Here is a 21,233-nt window from a genome sequence, read left to right on the forward strand (position 1 = left end):
CCCGGTGCTGCCGGGCCGGGCCGCCGGACCGGATGGTGGACGCGACTGGACGGGTGCGGGGAGGGCGACGTACCGTCGTCGCCGTGGACATCCGTTGGTATTGGCGCTTTACGCCGGCTCCGGTAGGGGCTCGGCGGGCTGACGCCTGACCGACACCACTTCACCGGAGCCAGCACAGGGCCTGGGACGCATCGTGCGTCCGGGCCCTTCGTCGTCAGACGGGCCGCTCCGGTCGGGCATGGACCACGGTTCGAGACGTCACGACGACGACGCCGAGCCCCACCCCGACCGCCCCGCCGCCGACACCCCCCAGGAGCCCCGCGTTGAGCACCGCCACCGGCACCACGCCCGCCACCACCGCCCGCACCGCGCCGTCTGAACTCGCGCCGTCCGATACCGGCCGGCCGCATACTGACCTGATGGCAGAGACCTCCGACCTGCGGGTCCGCGCGCTCGACCCGCTGCCCGCGCCGGGCGCCATGCGGGCGGAGCTGCCGCTCGGCACCCCGCGCAGCGACCTCGTCACGACGTCCCGCCGCGAGGTGCGCGACGTCCTGCGTGGCGAGGACGACCGCCTGCTCGTCATCGTCGGTCCGTGCTCCGTGCACGACCCGGCCGCCGCGCTGGACTACGCCCGACGTCTGGCGCCGGTGGCGCGCGAGCTGTCGGACGACCTGGTCGTCGTGATGCGGGTGTACTTCGAGAAGCCGCGCACCACGGTGGGCTGGAAGGGCCTCATCAACGACCCGCACCTGGACGGCTCCCACGACGTGCACCACGGGCTGCACCTGGCGCGCGAGGTGCTGCTGGGCGTGCTCGACGCGGGCGTGCCCGCCGCGTGCGAGTTCCTCGAGCCCACGAGCCCGCAGTACATCGCCGACGCCGTGACCTGGGGCGCGATCGGCGCGCGCAACGCGGAGTCGCAGGTGCACCGGCAGCTCGCGTCCGGCCTGTCGATGCCGGTCGGCTTCAAGAACGCGACCGACGGGGACGTGCAGATCGCCGTCGACGGGTGCATCACGGCGGCGAGCGAGCACACCTTCTTCGGGGCGGACGCGCAGGGGCGTGCGGCCGCGGTCGAGACGACCGGCAACCCGGACTGCCACGTCATCCTGCGCGGCGGGCGCGGTGGCCCGAACTACTCCGAGAAGGATGTCGCGGACGCGCTGGCGGTGGCGCGCACGTCCGGCCTCGGCGGGGCCGTGGAGGCGGGCGTCGTGGTGGACGCGTCGCACGGCAACTCCGGCAAGGACCACGTGCGCCAGGCCGAGGTGGTGCGGGAGCTCGCGGCGCGCGTCGCCGACGGCGAGCGGGACGTCACCGGCCTGATGATGGAGAGCTTCCTCGTGGCGGGCGCCCAGAAGCCGGGGCCGCTCGACGGCCTCGTCTACGGCCAGTCCGTCACCGACAAGTGCCTCGACTGGGACACCACGGCCGAGCTGCTCGGCACCCTCGCCGGGGCGGTGCGGCAGCGGCGCGAGGCCTGACGGCGACGCGTCGGACGACGAGCGTCCCTGCCGGTCAGGATTCACTTGCGGACTCCTGACCGGCAGGGACGCTCGCTCTTGGTGCGGGAAGGCGGGACGAGCGACGGGCCGTGACGCGCCGCACACGGGGCGGTCCCATCCGCGGAGCCGTCCGCACCGAACCCCTCACGTCCCGGAGGGTCCGGGACGGACACGCGAGGAGCCGATGGCGATCGAATCGGCCTGCCCGGTACGGCAGACTGTCGGGGTGCCACCCCCCACGACCGCCCGCGGTCCCGTCGACGACGCGCTGGTCGCGTGCGTGGACGGCGACCCCGCGTCGTTCGGGCCCGTCTACGACGCCCTCGCCCCCGTGGCCTACGGGACGTCGTTGGGCGTGCTCCGCGACCCCGACCACGCAGCCGAGGTGACCCAGGAGGTGATGGTGGAGGTGTGGCAGACCGCAGCGCGGTTCGACCCTGCCCGCGCGTCCGCCCGCACGTGGGTCGCGACGCTCGCGCGGCGTCGCGCCGTGGACCGGGTGCGCTCCGAGCAGTCCCGCCGCGACCGCGACCAGCGCGACCTGGACACCTCCGTGGCCGGGGCGCAGCGCGACGTCGTCGCGGAGGACGTGGAACGACGCCTCGAGGGCGCCGCCGTCCGGCGCTGCCTCGACGCCCTCACCGCCATGCAGCGGGAGGCCGTCGTCGAGGCGTACTACGGCGGCCGGACGTACCGGGAGGTGGCCGACCAGCTCGGTGCGGCCCTCCCCACCGTGAAGAGCCGCATCCGTGACGGTCTCGGCCGGCTCCGCGACTGCCTGGGGGTGAACCGTGGCTGACACCGACGCGAACCGCGACGCGTGGGACCTGCTGCCCGCGTACGCGCTCGACGCGGTCGACGACCTCGAGCGCCGCGCCGTGGAGCGCCTGCTGGAGTCCGACGCGGACGCGCGGCGCGCCCTCGACGAGTACCGCGACGTCGTCGCGGCGTTCGCCGTCGAGCAGGCGCCGCCGGCGCACGTCCGTGACGCCGTCCTGACCCGTGTCGCGCAGACGCCGCAGCGCCCGGCCGCCCCGAGCGCCCGCCCGGCCGCGGGCCCGGCGGGACGACGGTGGGTGCGGTATGCGGTCGCCGCCGCGGCGGTGGTCGCCGTCGCCGTGCCGACGACGATCGCCGTGCAGGAGCACCGCGCAGGGCTCCAGGTGGAGGCGCAGCTCGACCGCGTCGCCGAGATGCTGGCCGACCCCGACGCGCAGCTCCTGACCTCGCCCGTGGCGGGCGGCGGCGCGGCGTCCGTGCTGGCCGCCGGCGACGACTTCCTGTTCACCGCGAGCGACCTGCCCGGGCCGGGCGAGGGGAAGGACTACCAGCTCTGGGTGGTGGGCTCCGAGGGCGACGTCGCCCCGGCCGGCGTGCTCCAGGCGTCCGGCGGCCGCGTCGAGCACCTGGTCCAGGACGTCCCGGGCGTCGGGGTCGCCGTGACCGTCGAGCCCGACGGCGGGTCCGAGCAGCCGACGACCGACCCGATCGTCGTGCTGGCGGAGGGTTAGGACGCGTCCGAGCCCTGCCAGGTCGTGCGCGACGGACCCGGGTACGGCGCGCCGGCTGCGGGTCCCGAGCGAGGACCTCCTGACGAGCTGACCGGTCGACGGCACGGTCCCCGCGGCCCGCCCGGAACGTGGACCGGCCCGCCTCGGGACGAGTCGAGGCGGGCCGGTCGGTCCCGGGGTGGGCCGGGCACCCCCCTGCGGTGCCCGGCCGGATACGGGTCACATCGGCGGCATCAGCACCGAGTCGACCAGGTAGACGGTGGCGTTCTGGGTCATCACGCCGCCGCAGACGACGTTGGCGTCGTTGACCTTGAGCTCGTCGCCCTCGCCGGTGACCTCGAGGGTGTCGCCCTGGACGGTCTCGTGCTCGCCGGCGATGTCCTCGGGCAGGATCTGGCCGGGCACCACGTGGTAGGTGAGCACCGTGGTCAGGAGGTCGGCGTCCGTCGCCAGGGTGTCGAGCGTCTCCTTGTCGACCTTTCCGAACGCGTCGTCGACCGGCGCGAACACGGTGAACTCGCCGCCGTTGAGGGTGTCGACCAGGTCGACGTCGGGGTTGAGCTCGCCGCTGACGGCCTTCGTCAGCGTGGTGAGCATCGGGTTGTTGGACGCGGCGACGGCGACCGGGTCGGTCGACATGCCCGTGATGGAGCCGGCGCCGTCGGGCACCTGCTCGGCGTAGGCGTCGCAGCCGGGGCCGACGAGGTTCGCGGCCGGGTCGGCGGACATGTCCTCGCTCATCTCGTCCGACGGCTCGTCGGAGGCCATCGGCGACTCCTCGGTCATCGTCTCCTCGGAGCCGGACCCGGCGTCGGAGCCGGAGTCGGACGAACAGGCGGCGAGCCCCAGCAGGGCCAGGGTGGCGAAGCCGGCGGCGGCGGTGCGGGTGCGAGTGCGGACGTTCATCGTTCTCTCTCCTTGCGTCGTCGCCCCTCCGGTCCGGGGCGCTCGACGGGGGTTCGGAGCGGGCGCCGCGCCGGATGGGTGTCGTCTGCGATCCCATCCGCCGGCCCCGCGGTTCCGAACGACGGTCATGGAGACCTTGGTCCTGATCGGCCTGCTCGGTGGCCTCATCACCGGCATCTCGCCGTGCATCCTGCCGATGCTCCCGGTGATCTTCTTCGCCGGCGGGGTGCAGGGCGCGCGCGAACCGGCGCTGCGGTTCGACGTGCCGACGGCGGTCCGCACCGGCGCGGGCGGGCAGGTCGAGACGGGCGTCGCGCCGACGGGCGGGGGAGCCGCCGTCGACCTGACGGAGCGGCCCGCCCGCGCCGCCCGTGCGCGGTCGTGGCGCCCCTACCTCGTGATCGCCGGCCTGGTGCTGAGCTTCAGCGCGATGACGCTGCTGGGCTCGCTGGTCCTGGGCGCCCTCGGGCTGCCGCAGGACCTGCTGCGCTGGGTCGGCATCGTGCTGCTCGCGGCCCTCGGGGTCGGGATGATCGTGCCGCGGTTCGAGGAGGTGCTGGAGCGCCCCTTCCTGCGGCTCGCGTCGCTGGGGTCGCGCCGCGCGGCCGGCCAGGACCGGGGCGCGTTCCTGCTCGGCCTCGGGCTCGGGGTGCTCTACGTCCCGTGCGCCGGGCCGGTGCTGGCGGCGATCACGGTCGCGGGCGCGACGGGCGACATCGGGCCGGGGACGGTGGTCCTCACGGTGTCGTTCGCCGTCGGCGCCGCGATCCCGCTGCTCGTCTTCGCGCTGGCCGGGCGCCGGGTCGCGGAGCGGGTGTCGGCCTTCCGCCGCCACCAGCGCGGTATCCGCGTCACGGGCGGTGTCGTCGTCATCCTGCTCGCGGGGGCCCTGGCGCTGAATCTTCCGCAGCAGCTGCAGCGCGCCCTGCCCGACTACACGGGTGCGCTGCAGCAGCGGGTGGACGAGAACGCGTCCGTGCAGGACGCGCTGGACCTGGGCGGGATCGTCACCGACGCCAACCGGGAGCTGTCGAACTGCTCCAACGGGTCGACAGAGCTCGCCGACTGCGGGACGGCGCCGCCGCTCACGGGCATCACGCACTGGCTCAACACCGAGGACGGGGCCCCCGTCGACCTCGCGGATCTGCGCGGCAAGGTCGTGCTGATCGACTTCTGGACGTACTCCTGCATCAACTGCCAGCGCGCCATCCCGCACGTGAGCGCCTGGTACGACGCGTACGAGGACGCCGGTCTCGAGGTCATCGGGGTGCACACGCCGGAGTTCGCCTTCGAGCGCGAGACACGCAACGTCGTCGCCGGCGCCCGCGACCTGGGCGTCGAGTACCCGATCGCGCAGGACAACTCCTACTCCACGTGGACGACGTACCGGAACCGGTACTGGCCGGCGGAGTACCTGATCGACGCCGAGGGCACCGTCCGCTACATCAAGCACGGCGAGGGCGGCTACGACGTCACCGAGCAGCACGTCCGCGACCTGTTGCGCGCCGCCGACCCGGACGTCGAGCTGCCGCCCGCGACCGACGTCGCGGACACGACGCCTGGCGAGGAGACGACGCCGGAGACCTACCTCGCCCTCAACAAGGTGTTCAACTACTCGGGCTCGCCCGAGTACGGCTCCGGCCGGGAGGTGTTCGCCCACCCGGACGACCAGCCGCGGGACACCTTCTCCCTCGGCGGCACGTGGGACGTCGACTTCCAGGGGGCGACCGCAGCCTCCGACGACGCGACCCTGCGGCTCGCGTACCGCTCGACCGACGTGTTCAGCGTCCTCGGCGGCGAGGGGACGGTCACCGCCCGCGTGCTCGCCGACGACGGCAGCGTCCGCGCCGAGCGTGAGATCGACGTGGCCGGCAACCCGACGCTGTACGACGTGCTGCGCGGCGACGGGCCGACCGACGGGATCGTGGAGCTCGACGTGCCCGACGGCGTCGCCGTCTACACCTTCACCTTCGGCTGAGGACGGCACGAAGTCGGTGCGAGCGGGTGAAAAACAGGTCCTGCGGTTCGCTGAGGCGACGGGATCCGCTACCTTTCGGTCGGACTTGTCCGGGATGAGACGGTCCGGGCGACCTGCACGGGTCGCGTCGAGGACGACGAACGGTGGTCAACGGTGGTTCGACGACGTCAGCTCCTGGCAGCGCTCGCCCTTGCTGGACTCGTGCTGACAGGAGGCGCCACGACGGCGACGGCCTCACCCGGTGCCGCACCACGGCTCGAGACGACGGAGGTCCCGAGCGGGCGGGTGGTCCTCGAGTCCGGCCCGCGCGCGTGGACGGCGCTGCGCAGCGGCGCCCCGACCAGCACGGCCGGCGTCGGGTTCGATGGCGACCGGGTCGTCGGGCGGTGCGTCGGCGAGGGCGGGCGGGGCTGCCCTGCGCGGGGGGTGCAGCGTGTGGCCTACGACTTCGGGGACCTCGGCGACCCGGCCGCGCTGGCCGACGGAGTGCTGGTCGCCGCGACGCTGTCGCTCCCGGTGGGCCGCGACCAGGCGTGCGGGGTCGACGACGTCCGGGTGCACGCGGTCCCGGCCGTGACCGCGGCGACCACGTGGGCCGCCTCGACACCCGGTTGGCGTTCGACGGGCGCGGACCTGAAGGGCGCGGGGTGCGGCGGCGACCGGCGCGTCGAGGTCGACGTCACCCGGGCCGTGGGGCAGGCCGTGCGCTCCGGCGACCCGCTGGCGTTCGGCCTCGCCGCGGACGAGGACTGTCGGGGCTGCGGCCGGGCGGCCTTCGGCCCCGACGCGACCCTGACCGTCGAGCTGCGGGCGACGGACACCGTCGTCGCGCTGGGCACGATGCGGCCGGAGACGTCGTGCGCGGCGGGCGACGACCGCCCGGCGGTCCGCTCGACGACCCCGACCCTGGTGGCCGAGCTCTCCAACGCGCGCGAGCCGTTCCCGTCCTCGATGAGCGCCGAGTTCGCCGTGCGCGACCTCGCGACGGGCGACGAGCTGTGGCGGTCGGCCCCGACCACGCCGCAGGCGTCCGGGGCGACCCACTCCGTCAAGGTCCCGGACGGCGTCCTCGCCGAGGGCGGGACGTACGGGTGGTCGGCGCAGGCGGTGCTGCCGAGCGGCGGCCTCACGGAGCCGGTCGGCTGCGAGCTGAGCGTGGACGTGACGGCCCCCGGCGAGACCGTCGTCACGCCGGTCGAGGGGTACCCCGCCGTCTACCTCGAGGACCGGACCGCGGGCGGGGTCGGGATGACCGGCGGGTTCCGGTTCGACGTGCCGGGCTCCGACGACGTGGCCTACGTGCAGTACTCGACCGTGGGTGACGCCCTGTTCGACCGCGCACAGCCGGGGGAGGTCGTCGAGCTCACGCCGAGCTATGCCGGCCCGACCATCCTGTACGCCCAGGCGGTGGACGCCGCGGGGAACGTGGGCCCGCGGCGGGAGTACCGGTTCGTGGTCGCGTACCCCGTGGCACGCGGTGCGACCTGGTGGTTCGACGAGCTCGCGGGGACGACGGCGGGCAGCACCCTCGGCGGCGGCAACGCGCTCACCCTGTCCGGCACGGACCTGTGGTCGCCCGGTCCCTGGGGCGTCCTGGGCGACGGCGCGCTGACCTTCGACGCCGACTCCGACGTGGCGGCGACCGACGGCGCCGTCGTCGACGCGGCGGGCAACGTCACCGTGGCGGCGTTCGTGCGGCCCGACGCCGACGGCGTCACCGCGTCCGTCGTCACGCAGGGGGATGACGGACGGCCGGGCTTCACGCTCGGCACCGTCGCCGACGACTCCTGCACGTCGGCGACCGGCACCTGCTGGGCGTTCTCGGTCGCCACCGGCGACGGCGGAACGTCGACGACCGCGGTGTCCGGCGTCGCCCCCGAGCCCGGCAGCTGGGTCTTCCTCGCGGGGACGCGGAACGCCGCGACGGGCGCCGTCGACCTGTGGACCTGCTCCCTCACCGGGATGGGGGCGCCCGTACGGTCCGGTCGGGCGCAGGCGGGGCCGCTCACGGCCGCGCCGTCCGGGCCGGTCACCGTCGGCGGCGGCGCCTGGCGCGGCGCCGTGGACGGCGTCCGCGTGCTCGACTCCGTGCAGGACGAGTCGAAGATCCGGCGCTGGTGCTTCGGGGCGATGTGAGCACGCGGCGGGTCCGGCGTTCGACCGTCGCGGTCGTCGGCGCGGCGGTGCTGGCGGCCGCGGCCCTCGGCGGGTGGTGGGGGCTGTCGGCGAGCGCGGGCGTGGAGCTCGGGTCGGTGTCCTCGACGGGTGCCGGATTCACGGACGAGTGCACGTACCCCGACGAGGGCCTCTGGGCGCTCTTCGCCGCGGACCAGGACGTCGCCGTCGTGCAGACCGTCCGCAACGACGCGCGCTGGCCGATCACCGTGACGAGCCTGCTGCCCGACGTCTTCCGGTTCGACGCCGTGGCAGCCGACCCGCGGGACGACTACGGGTTCCGCGACCCGGCGGACGGCCCCCCGCCCGAGGCGGACACCACCGCCGAGGTCGAGATCCCGCCCGGGCGTGAGGTGGCCATGTGGGTCGTGGGGCCGTGGGGCCCCATGGACGCGGACATGCGGTACGGCGCCGCGGTCAGCAGCCGCACGGGGATCGAGCACGCGCCGCTCCGCGTCCGGTCGCTCGGGATCGCCCGGAATTCGGATCTCCAGCTCGGCCACATGCTGTGGATCAGCGACCTCGATCTCGGGTCCGACCAGTTCCGGGCCGAGGTCGCGGAGCTGTGCGGGGACTGAGCCCACCACCCCGCCTGGCGGGCCGCGGCGCCGTTCACGACCAGCCCTCCGCCCCCTGCGCCCACGGGCCGACGCGCACCTCGGCGCCGTCGAGCACGTCGAGCTCGGCGGTCGGGGTCAGCGGGACCGGATCTCCGTCCGGGACGGCGACGACGTCCACCGTCGTGGTGACGTCAGGGTCGTTCGCCGCCGACATGGCCCGCCACTGCACGGTCGCCAGCGCGCGCTCGCCCACCGGCACGACGACGCGGCCCGGGACGACGCCCGGTGCGGCGGGCTCGGCCGTGACGTCGTCCTGCGGCTCGCCGTCGGCGTTCCGGAACGTCAGCCGCGGCACGCCGTCGAGGGCGCACGGCCGCTCGGACACGTTCTCGGCGAGCACGGCGAGATACCGGCCGCCGGCCGCGGCGTCCGGTGTGCCGAGGGTGAGGCGGAGATCGTCGCTCGCGCAGGCCGGGGCGTCGTCGTCGTCCGGCCACGCCCCGACGCCCGCGGGCAGCGGCACGGTGTGCTCCTCGGGCGTCGGGGGCGGCGCGGCCGCGACCCAGCCGTCGACGCGCGCGGCGTAGCCCGGCTCGGTGAGCGTGTACGCGAGGTGGCGGCCGCCGGCGTCGCGGGCCGGGTCGTCGAGCCAGCGCGCGACGTCGTCCGCCTCGGGGGACGACGTCGGCCCGTCCAGACCCACCTGGAGCGTCAGCGCCGAGTCGTCCGCCGTCGCCGTTCCCTCCGGGAACCCCGCGTGCACGACGACCGACGCCACGCCCGGCCGTCCGGCCGCGTCGACGGCCAGCCGCGCGGCCGCCACCACGGGGACGCGCCCGGAGGCGTCGTACCGCACGGCGTCGTCGGCGGTGCCGAGCGACGCGGCGATCTTGTGCTCCGCGGCCTCCTCCGCCAGCCGCACGAGCCCTTCTCCGTCGGCCGCCTCCGCGCTGACGCCGCTCACCGTCGTCGCGCCCGCGCGGCGGAGGACGACGGCGTCCGCGACGGAGGACACGTCGCCGTCCTCGGTCACCCACGCCGTCAGCGGATAGACCTCGACGCCGTGCACGGTCCGCGGGTCGCCGGCGTGGACCGTCGTCGTGCGGGACAGCGTGCGCACCCCGTCGACCTGCGTCTCCGCGACGGCGTCGTCCGCCTGCGACGCGGCCGCGCTCGCGGCCTCGGGGGAGAGCCCACCGTCGAGCTCGACCTCGAGGGTGACGAGGGCGACGTCGCCGTCCTTCGCGTCGCGGAAGACCACCTCGTAGTCGGTGACCTCCGCGGTGACGACGCCGGGGAGGTGGGCGACCTGGCGTGCTGTCGCACGCAGCTCGTCGGGCACCGGGTCCCACGGGCGCCAGACGGCGAGCAGCGCCGCGGTGCCGGCCAACAGGATGACCGCCGCCACCAGGGCGGACGTGCGTCGTCGGGTCACGACGGGAGCGTGCCAGACCTCCCGCGCGGACGAGCGGCGGACCTGGGCGTGCTCTGTGCAGATGCTGCGCCCTTCCGGATGAGAACCCCCTCATGGTCGCCTCATCCGTGACTCAGGCAACCTCCGCAGGGTTGCCAGGGTGCGACAGATATCAGCGGTCGAACCCGAGCTCCCGGCGCGACGCCGGGTCGCGTTCTACTCCCACGACACGCAGGGCCTCGGCCACGTGCGGCGCACGTCGCTGCTGGCGCGCGCGGTGGTGGACGCCGACCCGGACGTCGACGTCCTCCTCCTGTCCGGCGCGCGGGAGGCGACGAGCCTGCCCCTGCCGGAGCGCACGGAGGTCGTGACGCTGCCGCGCGTCGGCAAGGACCCGGACCGCGGCTACGGTCCGCGCACCTGGGCCGGCACGCTGGACGACGTCGTCCGCGTCCGCGCGGGGGTGATCGACGGCGCGCTCGCCGCCTTCCGCCCCGACGTGCTCGTGGTGGACAAGGTGCCCCTCGGCGTCGGCGGCGAGCTGCTGCCCGCGCTGCGGTGCCTGCGCGCGGAGGGCGGCACCGCGTGCGTGCTCGGGCTGCGCGACGTGCTCGACACCCCCGAGGTCGCCGTCCGCGAGTGGCGCGAGCAGCGCAGCACGTCGGTGATCGAGCGGTTCTTCGACGAGGTGTGGGTGTACGGCGACGCGCGCGTCTACGACCCGCTCACCGAGTACGCCCTGCCGGAGCACGTCGCCGCCCGGGCTGTGTTCACCGGTTACCTCGGTCGCGGTCGCGCGTCCACCACCTCCACCGGCTACCTCGGTCGCGGCCGCACCGTCGGGACGCCGGCGCCCACGAGCGCCGACCCCTACGTCCTCTGCCTCGTCGGCGGCGGACAGGACGGCGCGGCGCTCGCGGAGGCGTTCGCCGCCGCGCCGCTGCCCCCGGGCCACCGCGGCGTGCTCGTCACCGGGCCCTACCTGCCCGAGGCGGCGCGCGATCGGCTGCACGCCGTCGCCGCCGGCCGCGACGACCTCGAGGTGCACGCGTTCGTGCGCGACGTCGTGCCCCTGATCGAGGGCGCAGCCGCCGTCGTGACGATGGGCGGCTACAACTCCGTGTGCGAGCTGCTGGCGTCCGGCCGCCCCGGCCTGGTCGTGCCGCGCACGCACCCTCGTGCCGAGCAGCTCGTGCGGGCCCGTCGGCTCGCCGACCTCGGGCTGCTCGACGTCCTCGTCGGCGCGATCACCCCCGATCGGGTCGGGGCATGGCTCGCCCGCACGGCCGTCGACGACGCGCCCCGACGCCCCGAGGTCGACGTCGACCTCGACGGGCTGTCGCGCGTCCCGGAGCTCGTCGACGCGCTCGTCGACCGGCTCGCCCACCGGGACGAGGCCCCGGCCCGCCCGGCGGCAGCCACCCCGCACCCGCAGGACCAGGAGGAGGAGCACCGTGCCACGGCCTGAGACGACCCCCATGACTCCCTCGACGACGGCACCGACCCCGCGCGTCGGCTACGTCACCAAGATGTACCCGCGCTTCTCGGAGACGTTCATCGTCAACGAGGTGCGCGGCCTGGAGCGCCGCGGCGTGGAGATCGAGATCTTCTCCCTGCGCGCCCCCGTCGACACCCGCTTCCACGCGGCGCTGGCCGACGTCGCCGCGCCGGTCCGGTTCGTGCCGCGGGCGACCCGCGCGTCGGACGCGTGGTCGGCGCTCGCGGAGGCCCACGACCGGCTCGACCTGCGCAGCCTGCCCGCCTCCGTGCTCGCGGACCTGCTCGCCGCCGACCCGGAGGACGCCGTGCAGGCGCTGTGGGTCGCGTCCGCCGCGCACGACGCCGGCCTGACGCACCTGCACGCGCACTTCGGGTCCGTCGCGACCACGGTCGCGCGGTTCGCCGCCGCCGTCCTCGGCATCGGGTACACGTTCACCGCGCACGCGAAGGACATCTTCCACGAGTCGGTCAACCCGGCCGACCTACGGACGAAGCTCGCCGACGCGCGCGCCGTCGTGACCGTGAGCGACCACAACCTCGCCTACCTGCGCGACACCTACGGGCCCGCCGCGGACGCCGTCGTACGCGTGTACAACGGGCTCGACCTCGACGAGTACGCCCGCGCGACGGCGCCGCGACGGCCCGGGCGCGTGTGCGCCGTCGGGCGCCTCGTCGAGAAGAAGGGCTTCGGCGACCTCCTCGACGCGCTCGCCCTCCTCGTGGCGGCCGGCCGCGACGTGCACCTCGACCTCGTCGGCTCCGGGCCGGAGGAGGCCGAGCTGCGTGACCGCGCCGCCGTGCTCGGCCTGCTGCGGGACGGCGCGGAGCACGTGACCTTCCACGGCCCGCTGCCGCAGGACCGGGTGCGTGACGTCGTCGCCCGCGCCGCCGTCTTCGCCGCGCCGTGCGTGCTCGGCGCCGACGGCAACCGCGACGGCCTGCCCACGGTCCTGCTGGAGGCGATGGCCCTCGGCACCCCCGTCGTCTCGACGCCGGTCACCGGCATCCCCGAGGCGGTGCGCGACGGCGAGACCGGCCGCCTCGTGCCGCCCGGCGACGCCCCCGCGCTCGCCGCGGCGCTCGGCGCCCTGCTCGACGACCCTGGCGAGGCAGCCCGTCTCGCCGACGGTGCGCGCGCCCGCATCGAGGCCGAGTTCGACGTCGTCGGCACGTCCCGCCGCCTGCTGGACGTGCTGGAGAGCGCGGCACCCGCCGCGGAGGGGAGGGCGGCATGAGGGTCGCGTACGTGAGCTCCGACCCGGGCGTCCCGGTGTTCGGCCGCAAGGGGGCGTCGGTGCACGTCCAGGCAGTGCTGCGCGAGCTGGTGCGTGCCGGCGCCGAGGTGCACGTCGTCACGACGCGCCCCGGCGACGACACCCCCGACGACCTCCGGGGCGTCGTCGTCCACCGCGTGCCGGTGGCGCCGACCGGCTCCACCGCCGGCCGCGAGCGTGCCCTGCAGGACGCCGACGCCCGGGTCGGCGACCTCCTGGACGCGCTGCACGAGCGGGCCGGGATCGACCTCGTCTACGAGCGCTACTCCCTCTGGGGCACGGCGGCCACGGCCTGGGCCGCCGACGACGGCGTCCCCAGCGTGCTCGAGGTGAACGCGCCGCTGGTCGCCGAGCAGCGCACGCACCGCGAGCTCGTCGACGAGGCGGCCGCCGAGCGCTGCGTCCGCGCGGCCGTCGGTGCCGCGACGGCCGTCGTCGCCGTGAGCGGCCCCGTCGCGGCCTGGGCGGCCGATCGCGCCGGCGAGGACCCGGAGAAGGTCCACGTGCTGGCGAACGGGGTGGACACCGGGCGGATCGTTCCGGCCGCGGGTCGGTGCTGGGGTCGACAGGACACGACGGCGTTCACCGTGCTGTTCGTCGGCACCCTCAAGCCGTGGCACGGCCTCGACGTGCTGATCGACGCGTTCGCCGGCGTGCGTGCCCGCGTGCCCGACGCACGCCTGCTTCTCGTCGGCGACGGTCCCGAGCGCGAGGCGGTGCTCGCCCGGGCCGACGCGCTCGGGGTCGCGGACGCCGTGGAGCACGCGGGCGCCGTCGCGCCGTCGGAGGTCCCCGCGCTGCTGCACCGGGCCGACGTCGCCGTGGCGCCGTACCCCGCCCTCGACGACTTCTACTTCTCGCCGCTGAAGGTCTACGAGTACCTGGCGGCCGGGCTGCCGGTCGTGGCGAGCGCGGTGGGCGAGCTGCCCGACGCGCTCGAGCACGGGGACGCCGGGGTGCTCGTGCCTCCGGGTCGTGCTGCGGCGCTCGCCGACGCCATCGTCGCGCTCGCGCACGACGACGATCGCCGCGCCGCGCTCGGCGCCCGAGCCCGGGAGGTCGCCGTCGAGCGGCACGACTGGTCCGCCGTCGTGCGCCGTGCGCTGGGGTTCGCCGGGGTCGAGCTGCCCGGGCTCGTCCCGTCGGTCGAGCTCGTCGAGACCCGTTCGTCGGTCGAGCCTGCCGAGGCCGGCTCCAGCGCCGGGGGTGGTCGCCGTGGCTGAGGGTCGCCAGCGGTCGGTGCGGGCGGCCGGCCGGTCGTTCCGCCGGTTCTGGCCGCACCTGCGCCACCACGTGCGGCCCGAGCGAAGGCTGCTCGTGCTGGGCGGCCTGGCGCTGCTCGCGGAGGTCGCGATGCGGCTGCTGGAGCCGTGGCCGCTGAAGTACGTGGTCGACGGGATCGTCGCGGCCACCGGGTCGAGCGTCGCCGGGCCGGCGCCCGCGAACCTCGGGCTCGTCATCGCGCTCGCCGCGGGGTCGCTGCTCGTCGTCGTCCTGCTGCGGGCGGGTGCCGCCTACGCCATGACCGTGTGCTTCGCGCTGGCCGGCAACCGCGTCCTCACGGGCGTGCGCGCGGACCTGTACGACCACCTGCAGCGGCTCAGCCTGAGGTTCCACGACGGCTCCACCACCGGCGACCTCGTCACCCGGCTCACCAGCGACGTCGGGCGGCTCAAGGAGGTGTCGGTCACCGCGATGCTGCCGATGCTGGGCAACGTCGTGACGCTCGTCGGCATGGTCGTGGTGGTCGCGGTGCTCGACCCGGTCCTGGCGCTCGTGATGCTCGTCGTCCTGCCCGTCTTCCTGCTCACCAGCGGCCGCCTGTCGCGGCGCATCCGGCACGTCTCGCGCGACCAGCGCAAGGCCGAGGGGCAGCTGGCGTCGCTGGCCACCGAGTCGCTCGCGGCCGTCAAGGTGGTGCAGGCGTACTCGCTCGAGGACCGCATGCGTGCCGGGTTCGCCCGGTCCAACACGTCCTCCCTGCGCGAGGGGGTCAAGGCGAAGCGGCTGTCCGCCGGCCTCGAGCGCTCCACCGACGTGCTGGTCGGCCTCGCGACCGCCGTCGTGCTCTACGTGGGGGCGCAGCGCGTGCTCGACGGCGCGCTGACCCCGGGCGAGCTCACCGTCTTCCTCACCTACCTCAAGGCCGCGTTCAAGCCGATGCGCGACATCGCGAAGTACACCGGCCGCATCGCGCAGGCCGGCGCGTCGAGCGAGCGCGTCGTCGAGGTGCTGGAGCGCAGCCCCGAGGTGGTCGACGCGAGCTGGGCCCGGCCCCTGCGCGACGCCCGCGGCGACGTGCGGTTCGAGGACGTGTGGTTCTCCTACGTGCCCGGCCACCCGGTGCTCCGCGGGCTCGACCTCGCGGTGCGGCCGGGGGAGCGGGTCGCGGTCGTCGGGACGTCCGGGGCCGGCAAGTCCAGCCTGGTCTCGCTGCTGTCCCGCCTGCGCGACCCCGACTCCGGCGTCGTGCGGATCGACGGACACAACCTGCGCGACCTCACGCTGCGCAGCGTGCGGCAGTCGGTCGCCGTCGTGCTGCAGGACAGCGTGCTGTTCCGGGGGACCGTGCGCGAGAACATCGCCGCCGCCGTCCCCGACGCCACCGACGCGCAGGTCGAGCGCGCCGCCCGCGTCGCGGGCGCGCACGACTTCGTCACCGCCCTGCCCGACGGCTACGACACGGTCGTGGGGGAGCGCGGCGCGACCCTGTCCGGCGGGCAGCGGCAGCGCATCGCCATCGCGCGTGCCGCGATGCTCGACGCCCCCGTCGTCCTGCTCGACGAGGCCATGACCGGCCTCGACGAGCAGACCGAGCGGGAGGTCGTCGACGCCATGCGCCGCCTCACCCGCGGCCGCACCACCTTCGTCGTGACGCACGACCTCGACGCCGCCCGTGACTGCGACCGCGTCGTGCGGCTCGACGCGGGGCGGATCGTCGCGTCCGGCCCGCCCGACGCCGTGCTCGGCGCGGCCGCCCCCGCGGGGGTGGGGCGTGACTGAGCGGCTGATCGAGACGCCCGGTCGCACCATGGACGGTGCAGTCGTCCGCCTGCCCGACCACGTCGCCGACCGTGAGCTGGTCGCCCGCGACCCGGCCGTGCCCGCGCTGGCCGACCTCCTCGACCCGGCGACGTTGGCGCGGCGGATAGCGACGGCGACCGGCACGTCGGGCGTGGTGACGCGGCCCTACCTGCGCTACAAGCCGGGCACGAGCTGCCTGCTCGCCGCGCGGTGGGTGCCCGACGTCGGCGCCCCGCGCGACCTCCTCGTACGCGCCTACGCCGACCACGCCCGTCCCAAGCTCGACAAGGCCCTGCGCCGCGCCGCGCCGGACGACGTCGTGCTGGCGGACGCGGACGCCGGGCTGGTCGTGACCGGCTGGGCGGCCGACCGCGACCTGCCCGGTGCCCGGCTCCTCGCTCGCGGCGGTGCGTCGGCGATGCTCGCCGACCTCGGCCTGCCCGGCGTCGGGTCGGACGGACTCGGACCGGACGGCGCCGGGCCGGACGCGACGGTCCGGCTGGTGCGGCACAACCCGGAGCGGCGCGCGGTGCTGCACGTGGCGACGGACGGCGGCGACGACATCCTCCTGCGCCTGGTGCGGCCGACGGCGGTGTCGCGCGCCGTCGCCGGGTACGGGCTGCTCGCCGCGGCGGGCGTGCCCGCGTCGCGGGTCCTGGCGCACGACGAGAGCCGCGGGGTCGTCGTGACGCGCTGGGTGGACGGCGACCCGCTCGACGCCCTCGACGCCGCGGGCGTGCTCGGCGACGCCGGGCTGCACGACGTCGGCGCGGCGGTCGCGGCGCTGCACGGGTCGGCCACCGCGATGCCGCCGCGGCCCGCGCGGGGTGACCTCGCCCGGGGCGAGCTGCGGCCCGTGGCCGACGCGGTCGCGGGCCTGCTGCCTTGGCTCACGGAGACGGTCGGGCCGCTGGCCGACGCGCTCGACCAGCACCTGTCCGTCGTCCCGGGCCGTGCCGTCCCGCTGCACGGCGACCTCTCGCTCGACCAGCTCGTGCGCGACCCCTCCGGCGCGCTCTGGCTCGTCGACGGCGACGCCGCACGGTGGGGCGCACCCGAGGACGACCTGGGGTCCCTGGCCGCGAGCCTCGTCCGGGCGCACGAGGGGGTCCCGACGGCGGACGCCCGGCTCGCCGCCGTCCTCGCGGGGCGCGACGACGCGGGCGCGCCGGCCCCCGACCGGACCGCGCTGCGGCACGCGACCGCGGCGCACCTGCTGCGCCGCGCCACCGAGCCGTTCCGTCGCCGGGAGACGGGCTGGGCGGGCCGCACCGCGCGGCTCGTCGGCCTCGCCCGCGACGTCCTCGACGGCGCCGGCGGTGACCTCGGCGACGTGCTCGACGCCGCGGCGTCGCGCAGCGGCCACCGCGCCGGGACCGCCGCGAGCACGGCCGGGGCGCCCGCCGTGCCTGCACCGCCCGCCATCCCCTCGACGTCCACCGCGCCGGACGGCACGGTCCCGCCGGCGGAGCGGATCCGGTACGCGCCGGTCGCGTGCGAGCTGGCGGACGTCCTCGCCGACGACGGCCGGCGGCTCTCGGCCGTCGTCCCGCGGCGCGCGGACCGCCTGCTCGTGGTCGGCACCGAGGCCGACGGCCGGGTCGTCGCCGGCCGCTGGGACGCCGACGTGCGGACGGCAGCGCGCCTCGCCGCCCGGGTGGACGCCCGGGCGCGGGAGGTCGCCGGGGGCGGGCTGGTGCTCCAGCCCGACGGCGCCGACCCGGACCTGCCGTCGCTCGCCGCGCGCGTACGGGAGGGCGCGACGCTCGTCGCGCACCGCTCGGGCCGGCGCGGTGTGGTGCGCGACCCCGCCGGTACGTACACGAAGGTGACCCGCCGGGGCCGGGAGCCCGGGGACGTGGCGGTGCCGTCGTCGGCGTTCGCCACCCCGGAGGTCGTGGGCCGCGGCGACGGGTTCGTCACCACCACCGCGCTGCCCGGGCGCACGCTGCACGAGCTGCTGGGCGAGCCCCACGTGCCCGACCCCGTGCTCGACGAGGCGGGGCGCTCCGTGGGGCGCGGTCTGCGGCGGCTGCAGGACGCGCCGCCGTCGTCGGGCGTCGCGGCGCATGACGCCGTGGCCGAGGGTGCGGTCGTCGCGCGCTGGTGGGGGCTGGCCGCCGCCCACGGCGCGACGACGGACGCCACCGCGGACGCCGTCGTCCGGCGGGTGCGCGCCGCGCTGGCCGCCGCCCCCGCGGCGCCCGCGGTGCTCACGCACCGCGACCTGCACGACAAGCAGCTGCTGGTGCACGTCGACAGCGACGCGGTGCCCGGGGACGGGGTGCGCGTCGGGCTGCTCGACCTGGACCTCGCCGCCGTCGCGCACCCGGCGCTCGACCTGGCGAACCTGCTCGTGCACCTCGAGCTGCGCGCCCACCAGGGCCTGTGCCCGCCCGCCCGCGCAGCCCGCGTGGCCCGCGCCGTCGTCGACGGCTACGGCTACGGCACCGGCTCCGACCCGGCCGCGCTGCGGGCCTGGGCGACCGCCGCCCGCGCCCGCCTCGCCGCGGTGTACGCCTTCCGACCTGCGCCCCGCGACGTGCCCGGCGCACTCCTGACCGACCTCGACCGGACCCTGCCGTTCGAGCCCGCCCTGCTCACCCTGGAGGACCGATGACGCACGCCACCACGACCACCGCCGCGACCGCTGCCGACACCGCCGTGCCCGAGCCCGCGCGCGTCACCGTGATCGGCACGGGCTACCTGGGTGCGACGCACGCCGCGTGCCTGGCCGAGCTGGGCTACGACGTGCTCGGCCTGGACACCGACCCGGCGAAGATCGCCGACCTGGCCGCCGGCCGACTGCCGTTCTACGAGCCCGGGCTGGCGGAGCTCGTCGAGCGGCACACCGCCGCCGGGCGCCTGCGGTTCACGACCGACCCGGCGGAGGCGGCCGCGTTCGCGGACCTGCACTTCGTGTGCGTCGGCACGCCGCAGCGCCGGGACTCGATGGCCGCGGACACGAGCCACGTCGAGGCCGCCGTGGCCGCGCTCGTGCCGCACCTGCGCGGCGACGCGCTGCTCGTCGGCAAGTCCACCGTCCCCTGGGCACGGCCGGCGGGCTGCAGGCGCTCGCCGACCGCCTCGCCCCCGCGGGCGTCGAGGTGGGCGTCGCGTGGAACCCGGAGTTCCTGCGCGAGGGCAGCGCCGTCGAGGACACGCTGCGACCGGACCGGATCGTCGTCGGCGTCACCGACCCGCGCCACGAGAAGGCGCTGCGCGAGCTGTACGCGCCCGTCGTCGACGCCGGCGTGCCGTTCCTCGTCACCGACCTCGCCACGTCCGAGCTGGTCAAGGTGGCGGCGAACGCGTTCCTCGCCACGAAGATCTCGTTCGCCAACGCGATCGCCGAGCTGTGCGACGCGGCGGGCGGCGACGTCGTCGCGCTGACGGACGCGATCGGGCACGACGCCCGCATCGGGCACCAGTTCCTGTCGGCGGGCCTCGGGTTCGGCGGCGGCTGCCTGCCCAAGGACATCCGCGCGCTCATGGCGCGTGCCGGCGAGCTGGGCGTCGACGAGGCGCTGACGTTCCTGCGCGAGGTCGACGCCATCAACATGCGGCGCCGGTCGCGCACCGTCGCGCTGGCGGTCGAGGAGTGCGGCGGCAGCGTGCTCGGGCGCCGCGTCGCCGTCCTGGGCGCGGCGTTCAAGCCCGGCACCGACGACGTGCGCGACTCGCCCGCGCTGAACGTCGCCGCCCAGCTGCAGCTGCAGGGGGCGCACGTGCGCGTGCACGACCCGCGGGCCAACGCCACCGCCGCGCGCACCTTCCCCACGCTGGGCTACGCGGACACCGTCGAGGAGGCGGTCGCCAGCGCCGACCTCGTGCTGCACCTCACCGAGTGGCAGGAGTTCCGCGACCTCGACCCGGCGGCCCTCGAGCCCGCGCGCCGCGTCGTCGTCGACGGTCGCAACGCGCTCGACGCCGACCGCTGGGCCGCCGCCGGCTGGCGGGTGCGCGCCCTCGGCCGCCCCGCCGTCGGCCCCGCGAGCGTCCCTGTCCGTCAGGATTCGACTCCGTCTTCCTGACGGACAGAGACGCTCACGGGACGTCAGCCCGTGAACGCCTCCAGCTCGGCGCGGGGGACCTGCCGGCGGGAGCGGATGAGCTCCTCGACGTCGTCCATGCGGTCCCACACGTTGACGGCCATGCCCGCCTGCACCTCGCCGTCGCGCAGCCAGAACGCGATGAGCTCGCGGTCGTCGACGGAGCCGCTGATCACGACCTCGGTGTCGCCGGCGCGCGGGTCGACGAAACCCTTGTACTCCATACCGACGTCGTACTGGTCGCTGAAGAAGTAGGGGAGGACGTCGTAGGCGGCGTCGTCGCCGAGCATCGCGCGGCCGGCGTGCGCGCCCGTGTCCTGCGCCACGGCCCAGTGCTCCACGCGCAGCGGGCGGCCGTAGTGCGGCGACGGGACGGAGGCGATGTCGCCGGCGGCGAAGACGTCGGGCGCCGAGGTGCGCAAGGTGCCGTCCACCACGATCCCGCCGCCGAGGTCGCGCGAGCGCAGCTCGATGCCCGCGGCCGACGCGATGCCGACGTTGGGCGTCACGCCCACGCCCATCACCACGAGGTCGGCCTCCAGGTGGGTGCCGTCGGCCAGCTCGACGCCCTTGACCCGCCCGGACTCCCCGGTGAACGCGACGACGTCGCCCCGGTGGCGCACGACGCCGCGCTCGTCGTGCACCCGCCCGTACAAAGAGCCGAGCTCCGGGCCGAGCGTGGCCTGGAGGGGGTGCTCGGTCTGGCCGACGAGGCACACGTCCAGGCCGAGCATCCGGGCGGACGCCGCCACCTCGGTGCCGATCCAGCCGTCCCCGACGACGACGACCTTGCCCTCGCCCTCGAGCGACGCGGGCAGCAGGAGGCCGGCGAGCAGGTCCGCGTCGTCGACCGTCCGCAGGGTGTGCACGCCGATGAGGCTCCGGCCCGGCACCTGGAGCGCGCGGGGCGTCGAGCCGGTCGCGAGCAGCAGCCTCGAGTAGCCGAGCGTGGAGCCGTCGGCGAACGTCACCTCGTGGTCGGCCGGGGCGAGGTCGACGACGGTCGTGAGCGTGCGCAGGTCGATGGCGTGGTCGTCCCACCAGCCCGCCTTGAGCGGGTAGATGACGTCCGGCTCCGCCTGCCCCCGCAGGTAGTCCTTCGACAGAGGCGGGCGCTCGTACGGGCGGTGCCCCTCGGAGGTGACGACGACGAGGTCGACGTCCGCGTCCTGCTCCCGGACGGCCTCCACAGCCCTGGCGGCGGCCAGGCCGCCTCCGACGACGACGACGGGTGCGGTGGACGACGCGGGCATGGTGGGCTCCTGACCAGCGGGGAAGAGGGCTGCCGAGGCCGACGGTGCCACAGTTCCGCGCTGCTGGCGACCCTCCGC

At 76.0% G+C, this 21,233-nt stretch carries 14 protein-coding genes and 1 pseudogene; 12 read left to right on the plus strand and 3 right to left on the minus strand.

Going from position 1 to position 21,233, the window contains the following annotated elements; translation table 11 throughout:
- Positions 1-419: 419 nt before the first annotated feature.
- From ACQP6G_RS18955 to ACQP6G_RS18965, 3 genes are all read left to right on the plus strand, one after another.
- Complete coding sequence (locus ACQP6G_RS18955; RefSeq protein WP_429766648.1) at positions 420-1,487, plus strand: 3-deoxy-7-phosphoheptulonate synthase; 1,068 nt, start codon at positions 420-422, stop codon at positions 1,485-1,487.
- Between the two features lie 247 nt (positions 1,488-1,734).
- Entirely contained in the window at positions 1,735-2,307 is a 573-nt protein-coding gene (locus tag ACQP6G_RS18960; RefSeq protein ID WP_429766650.1) for a sigma-70 family RNA polymerase sigma factor, read from the plus strand.
- Positions 2,300-3,019: an anti-sigma factor gene (locus tag ACQP6G_RS18965; protein ID WP_429766651.1), complete on the plus strand. Its 720-nt coding sequence runs from the start codon at positions 2,300-2,302 to the stop codon at positions 3,017-3,019. Before ACQP6G_RS18960 ends, ACQP6G_RS18965 begins: the two co-directional genes overlap by 8 nt.
- A 219-nt stretch (positions 3,020-3,238) precedes the next feature.
- Here the strand turns inward: ACQP6G_RS18965 and ACQP6G_RS18970 are convergent, their stop codons facing one another.
- Positions 3,239-3,925 carry a fasciclin domain-containing protein gene (locus ACQP6G_RS18970; protein WP_429766653.1) on the minus strand — a complete coding sequence of 229 codons (687 nt, stop codon included), beginning with the start codon at positions 3,923-3,925 and terminating at the stop codon, positions 3,239-3,241.
- Between the two features lie 127 nt (positions 3,926-4,052).
- Between ACQP6G_RS18970 and ACQP6G_RS18975 the strand changes: the two genes are divergently transcribed.
- The 3 genes from ACQP6G_RS18975 to ACQP6G_RS18985 all read left to right on the plus strand — a co-directional run bounded on the left by ACQP6G_RS18975 (position 4,053) and on the right by ACQP6G_RS18985 (position 8,656).
- Positions 4,053-5,903: a cytochrome c biogenesis protein DipZ gene (locus ACQP6G_RS18975; protein WP_429766655.1), complete on the plus strand. Its 1,851-nt coding sequence runs from the start codon at positions 4,053-4,055 to the stop codon at positions 5,901-5,903.
- Positions 5,904-6,056: 153 nt separating this feature from the next.
- Positions 6,057-8,039 (plus strand): LamG-like jellyroll fold domain-containing protein, encoded by a 1,983-nt coding sequence (locus tag ACQP6G_RS18980; protein WP_429766656.1) that lies wholly within the window; start codon positions 6,057-6,059, stop codon positions 8,037-8,039.
- Positions 8,036-8,656, plus strand: coding sequence for a hypothetical protein (locus tag ACQP6G_RS18985; RefSeq protein WP_429766658.1), 621 nt, complete (start codon positions 8,036-8,038; stop codon positions 8,654-8,656). Before ACQP6G_RS18980 ends, ACQP6G_RS18985 begins: the two co-directional genes overlap by 4 nt.
- Before the next feature lie 34 nt (positions 8,657-8,690).
- Here the strand turns inward: ACQP6G_RS18985 and ACQP6G_RS18990 are convergent, their stop codons facing one another.
- Positions 8,691-10,073 carry a DUF4232 domain-containing protein gene (locus ACQP6G_RS18990; RefSeq protein WP_429766659.1) on the minus strand — a complete coding sequence of 461 codons (1,383 nt, stop codon included), beginning with the start codon at positions 10,071-10,073 and terminating at the stop codon, positions 8,691-8,693.
- A gap of 139 nt (positions 10,074-10,212) precedes the next feature.
- On the opposite strand from ACQP6G_RS18990, the gene ACQP6G_RS18995 reads away from it, so the two are divergent.
- The 6 genes and pseudogenes from ACQP6G_RS18995 to ACQP6G_RS19020 all read left to right on the plus strand — a co-directional run bounded on the left by ACQP6G_RS18995 (position 10,213) and on the right by ACQP6G_RS19020 (position 19,884).
- Entirely contained in the window at positions 10,213-11,520 is a 1,308-nt protein-coding gene (locus tag ACQP6G_RS18995) for a glycosyltransferase family protein (RefSeq protein WP_429766661.1), read from the plus strand.
- Between the two features lie 10 nt (positions 11,521-11,530).
- Positions 11,531-12,787 (plus strand): glycosyltransferase family 4 protein, encoded by a 1,257-nt coding sequence (locus ACQP6G_RS19000; protein ID WP_429766663.1) that lies wholly within the window; start codon positions 11,531-11,533, stop codon positions 12,785-12,787.
- A complete protein-coding gene (locus tag ACQP6G_RS19005) occupies positions 12,784-14,049 on the plus strand; it encodes a glycosyltransferase family 4 protein (protein ID WP_429766665.1) in 1,266 nt (421 codons plus the stop codon). Before ACQP6G_RS19000 ends, ACQP6G_RS19005 begins: the two co-directional genes overlap by 4 nt.
- A complete protein-coding gene (locus tag ACQP6G_RS19010; RefSeq protein ID WP_429766667.1) occupies positions 14,042-15,829 on the plus strand; it encodes an ABC transporter ATP-binding protein in 1,788 nt (595 codons plus the stop codon). The genes ACQP6G_RS19005 and ACQP6G_RS19010 overlap by 8 nt, the downstream gene beginning before the upstream one ends.
- The gene (locus ACQP6G_RS19015; RefSeq protein ID WP_429766669.1) at positions 15,822-18,470 is read left to right on the plus strand and encodes a phosphotransferase; all 2,649 of its coding nucleotides are present in this window, start codon (positions 15,822-15,824) and stop codon (positions 18,468-18,470) included. The genes ACQP6G_RS19010 and ACQP6G_RS19015 overlap by 8 nt, the downstream gene beginning before the upstream one ends.
- A pseudogene (locus tag ACQP6G_RS19020) lies at positions 18,467-19,884 on the plus strand (UDP-glucose dehydrogenase family protein). The gene ACQP6G_RS19015 and the pseudogene ACQP6G_RS19020 overlap by 4 nt, the downstream one beginning before the upstream one ends.
- A 23-nt stretch (positions 19,885-19,907) precedes the next feature.
- Here the strand turns inward: ACQP6G_RS19020 and ACQP6G_RS19025 are convergent.
- Complete coding sequence (locus ACQP6G_RS19025; RefSeq protein WP_429766671.1) at positions 19,908-21,155, minus strand: NAD(P)/FAD-dependent oxidoreductase; 1,248 nt, start codon at positions 21,153-21,155, stop codon at positions 19,908-19,910.
- Positions 21,156-21,233 lie beyond the last annotated feature (78 nt).

The sequence above is a fragment of the Isoptericola nanjingensis genome (assembly GCF_050311635.1).
Classification (GTDB): Bacteria; Actinomycetota; Actinomycetes; order Actinomycetales; family Cellulomonadaceae; genus Isoptericola; species Isoptericola nanjingensis.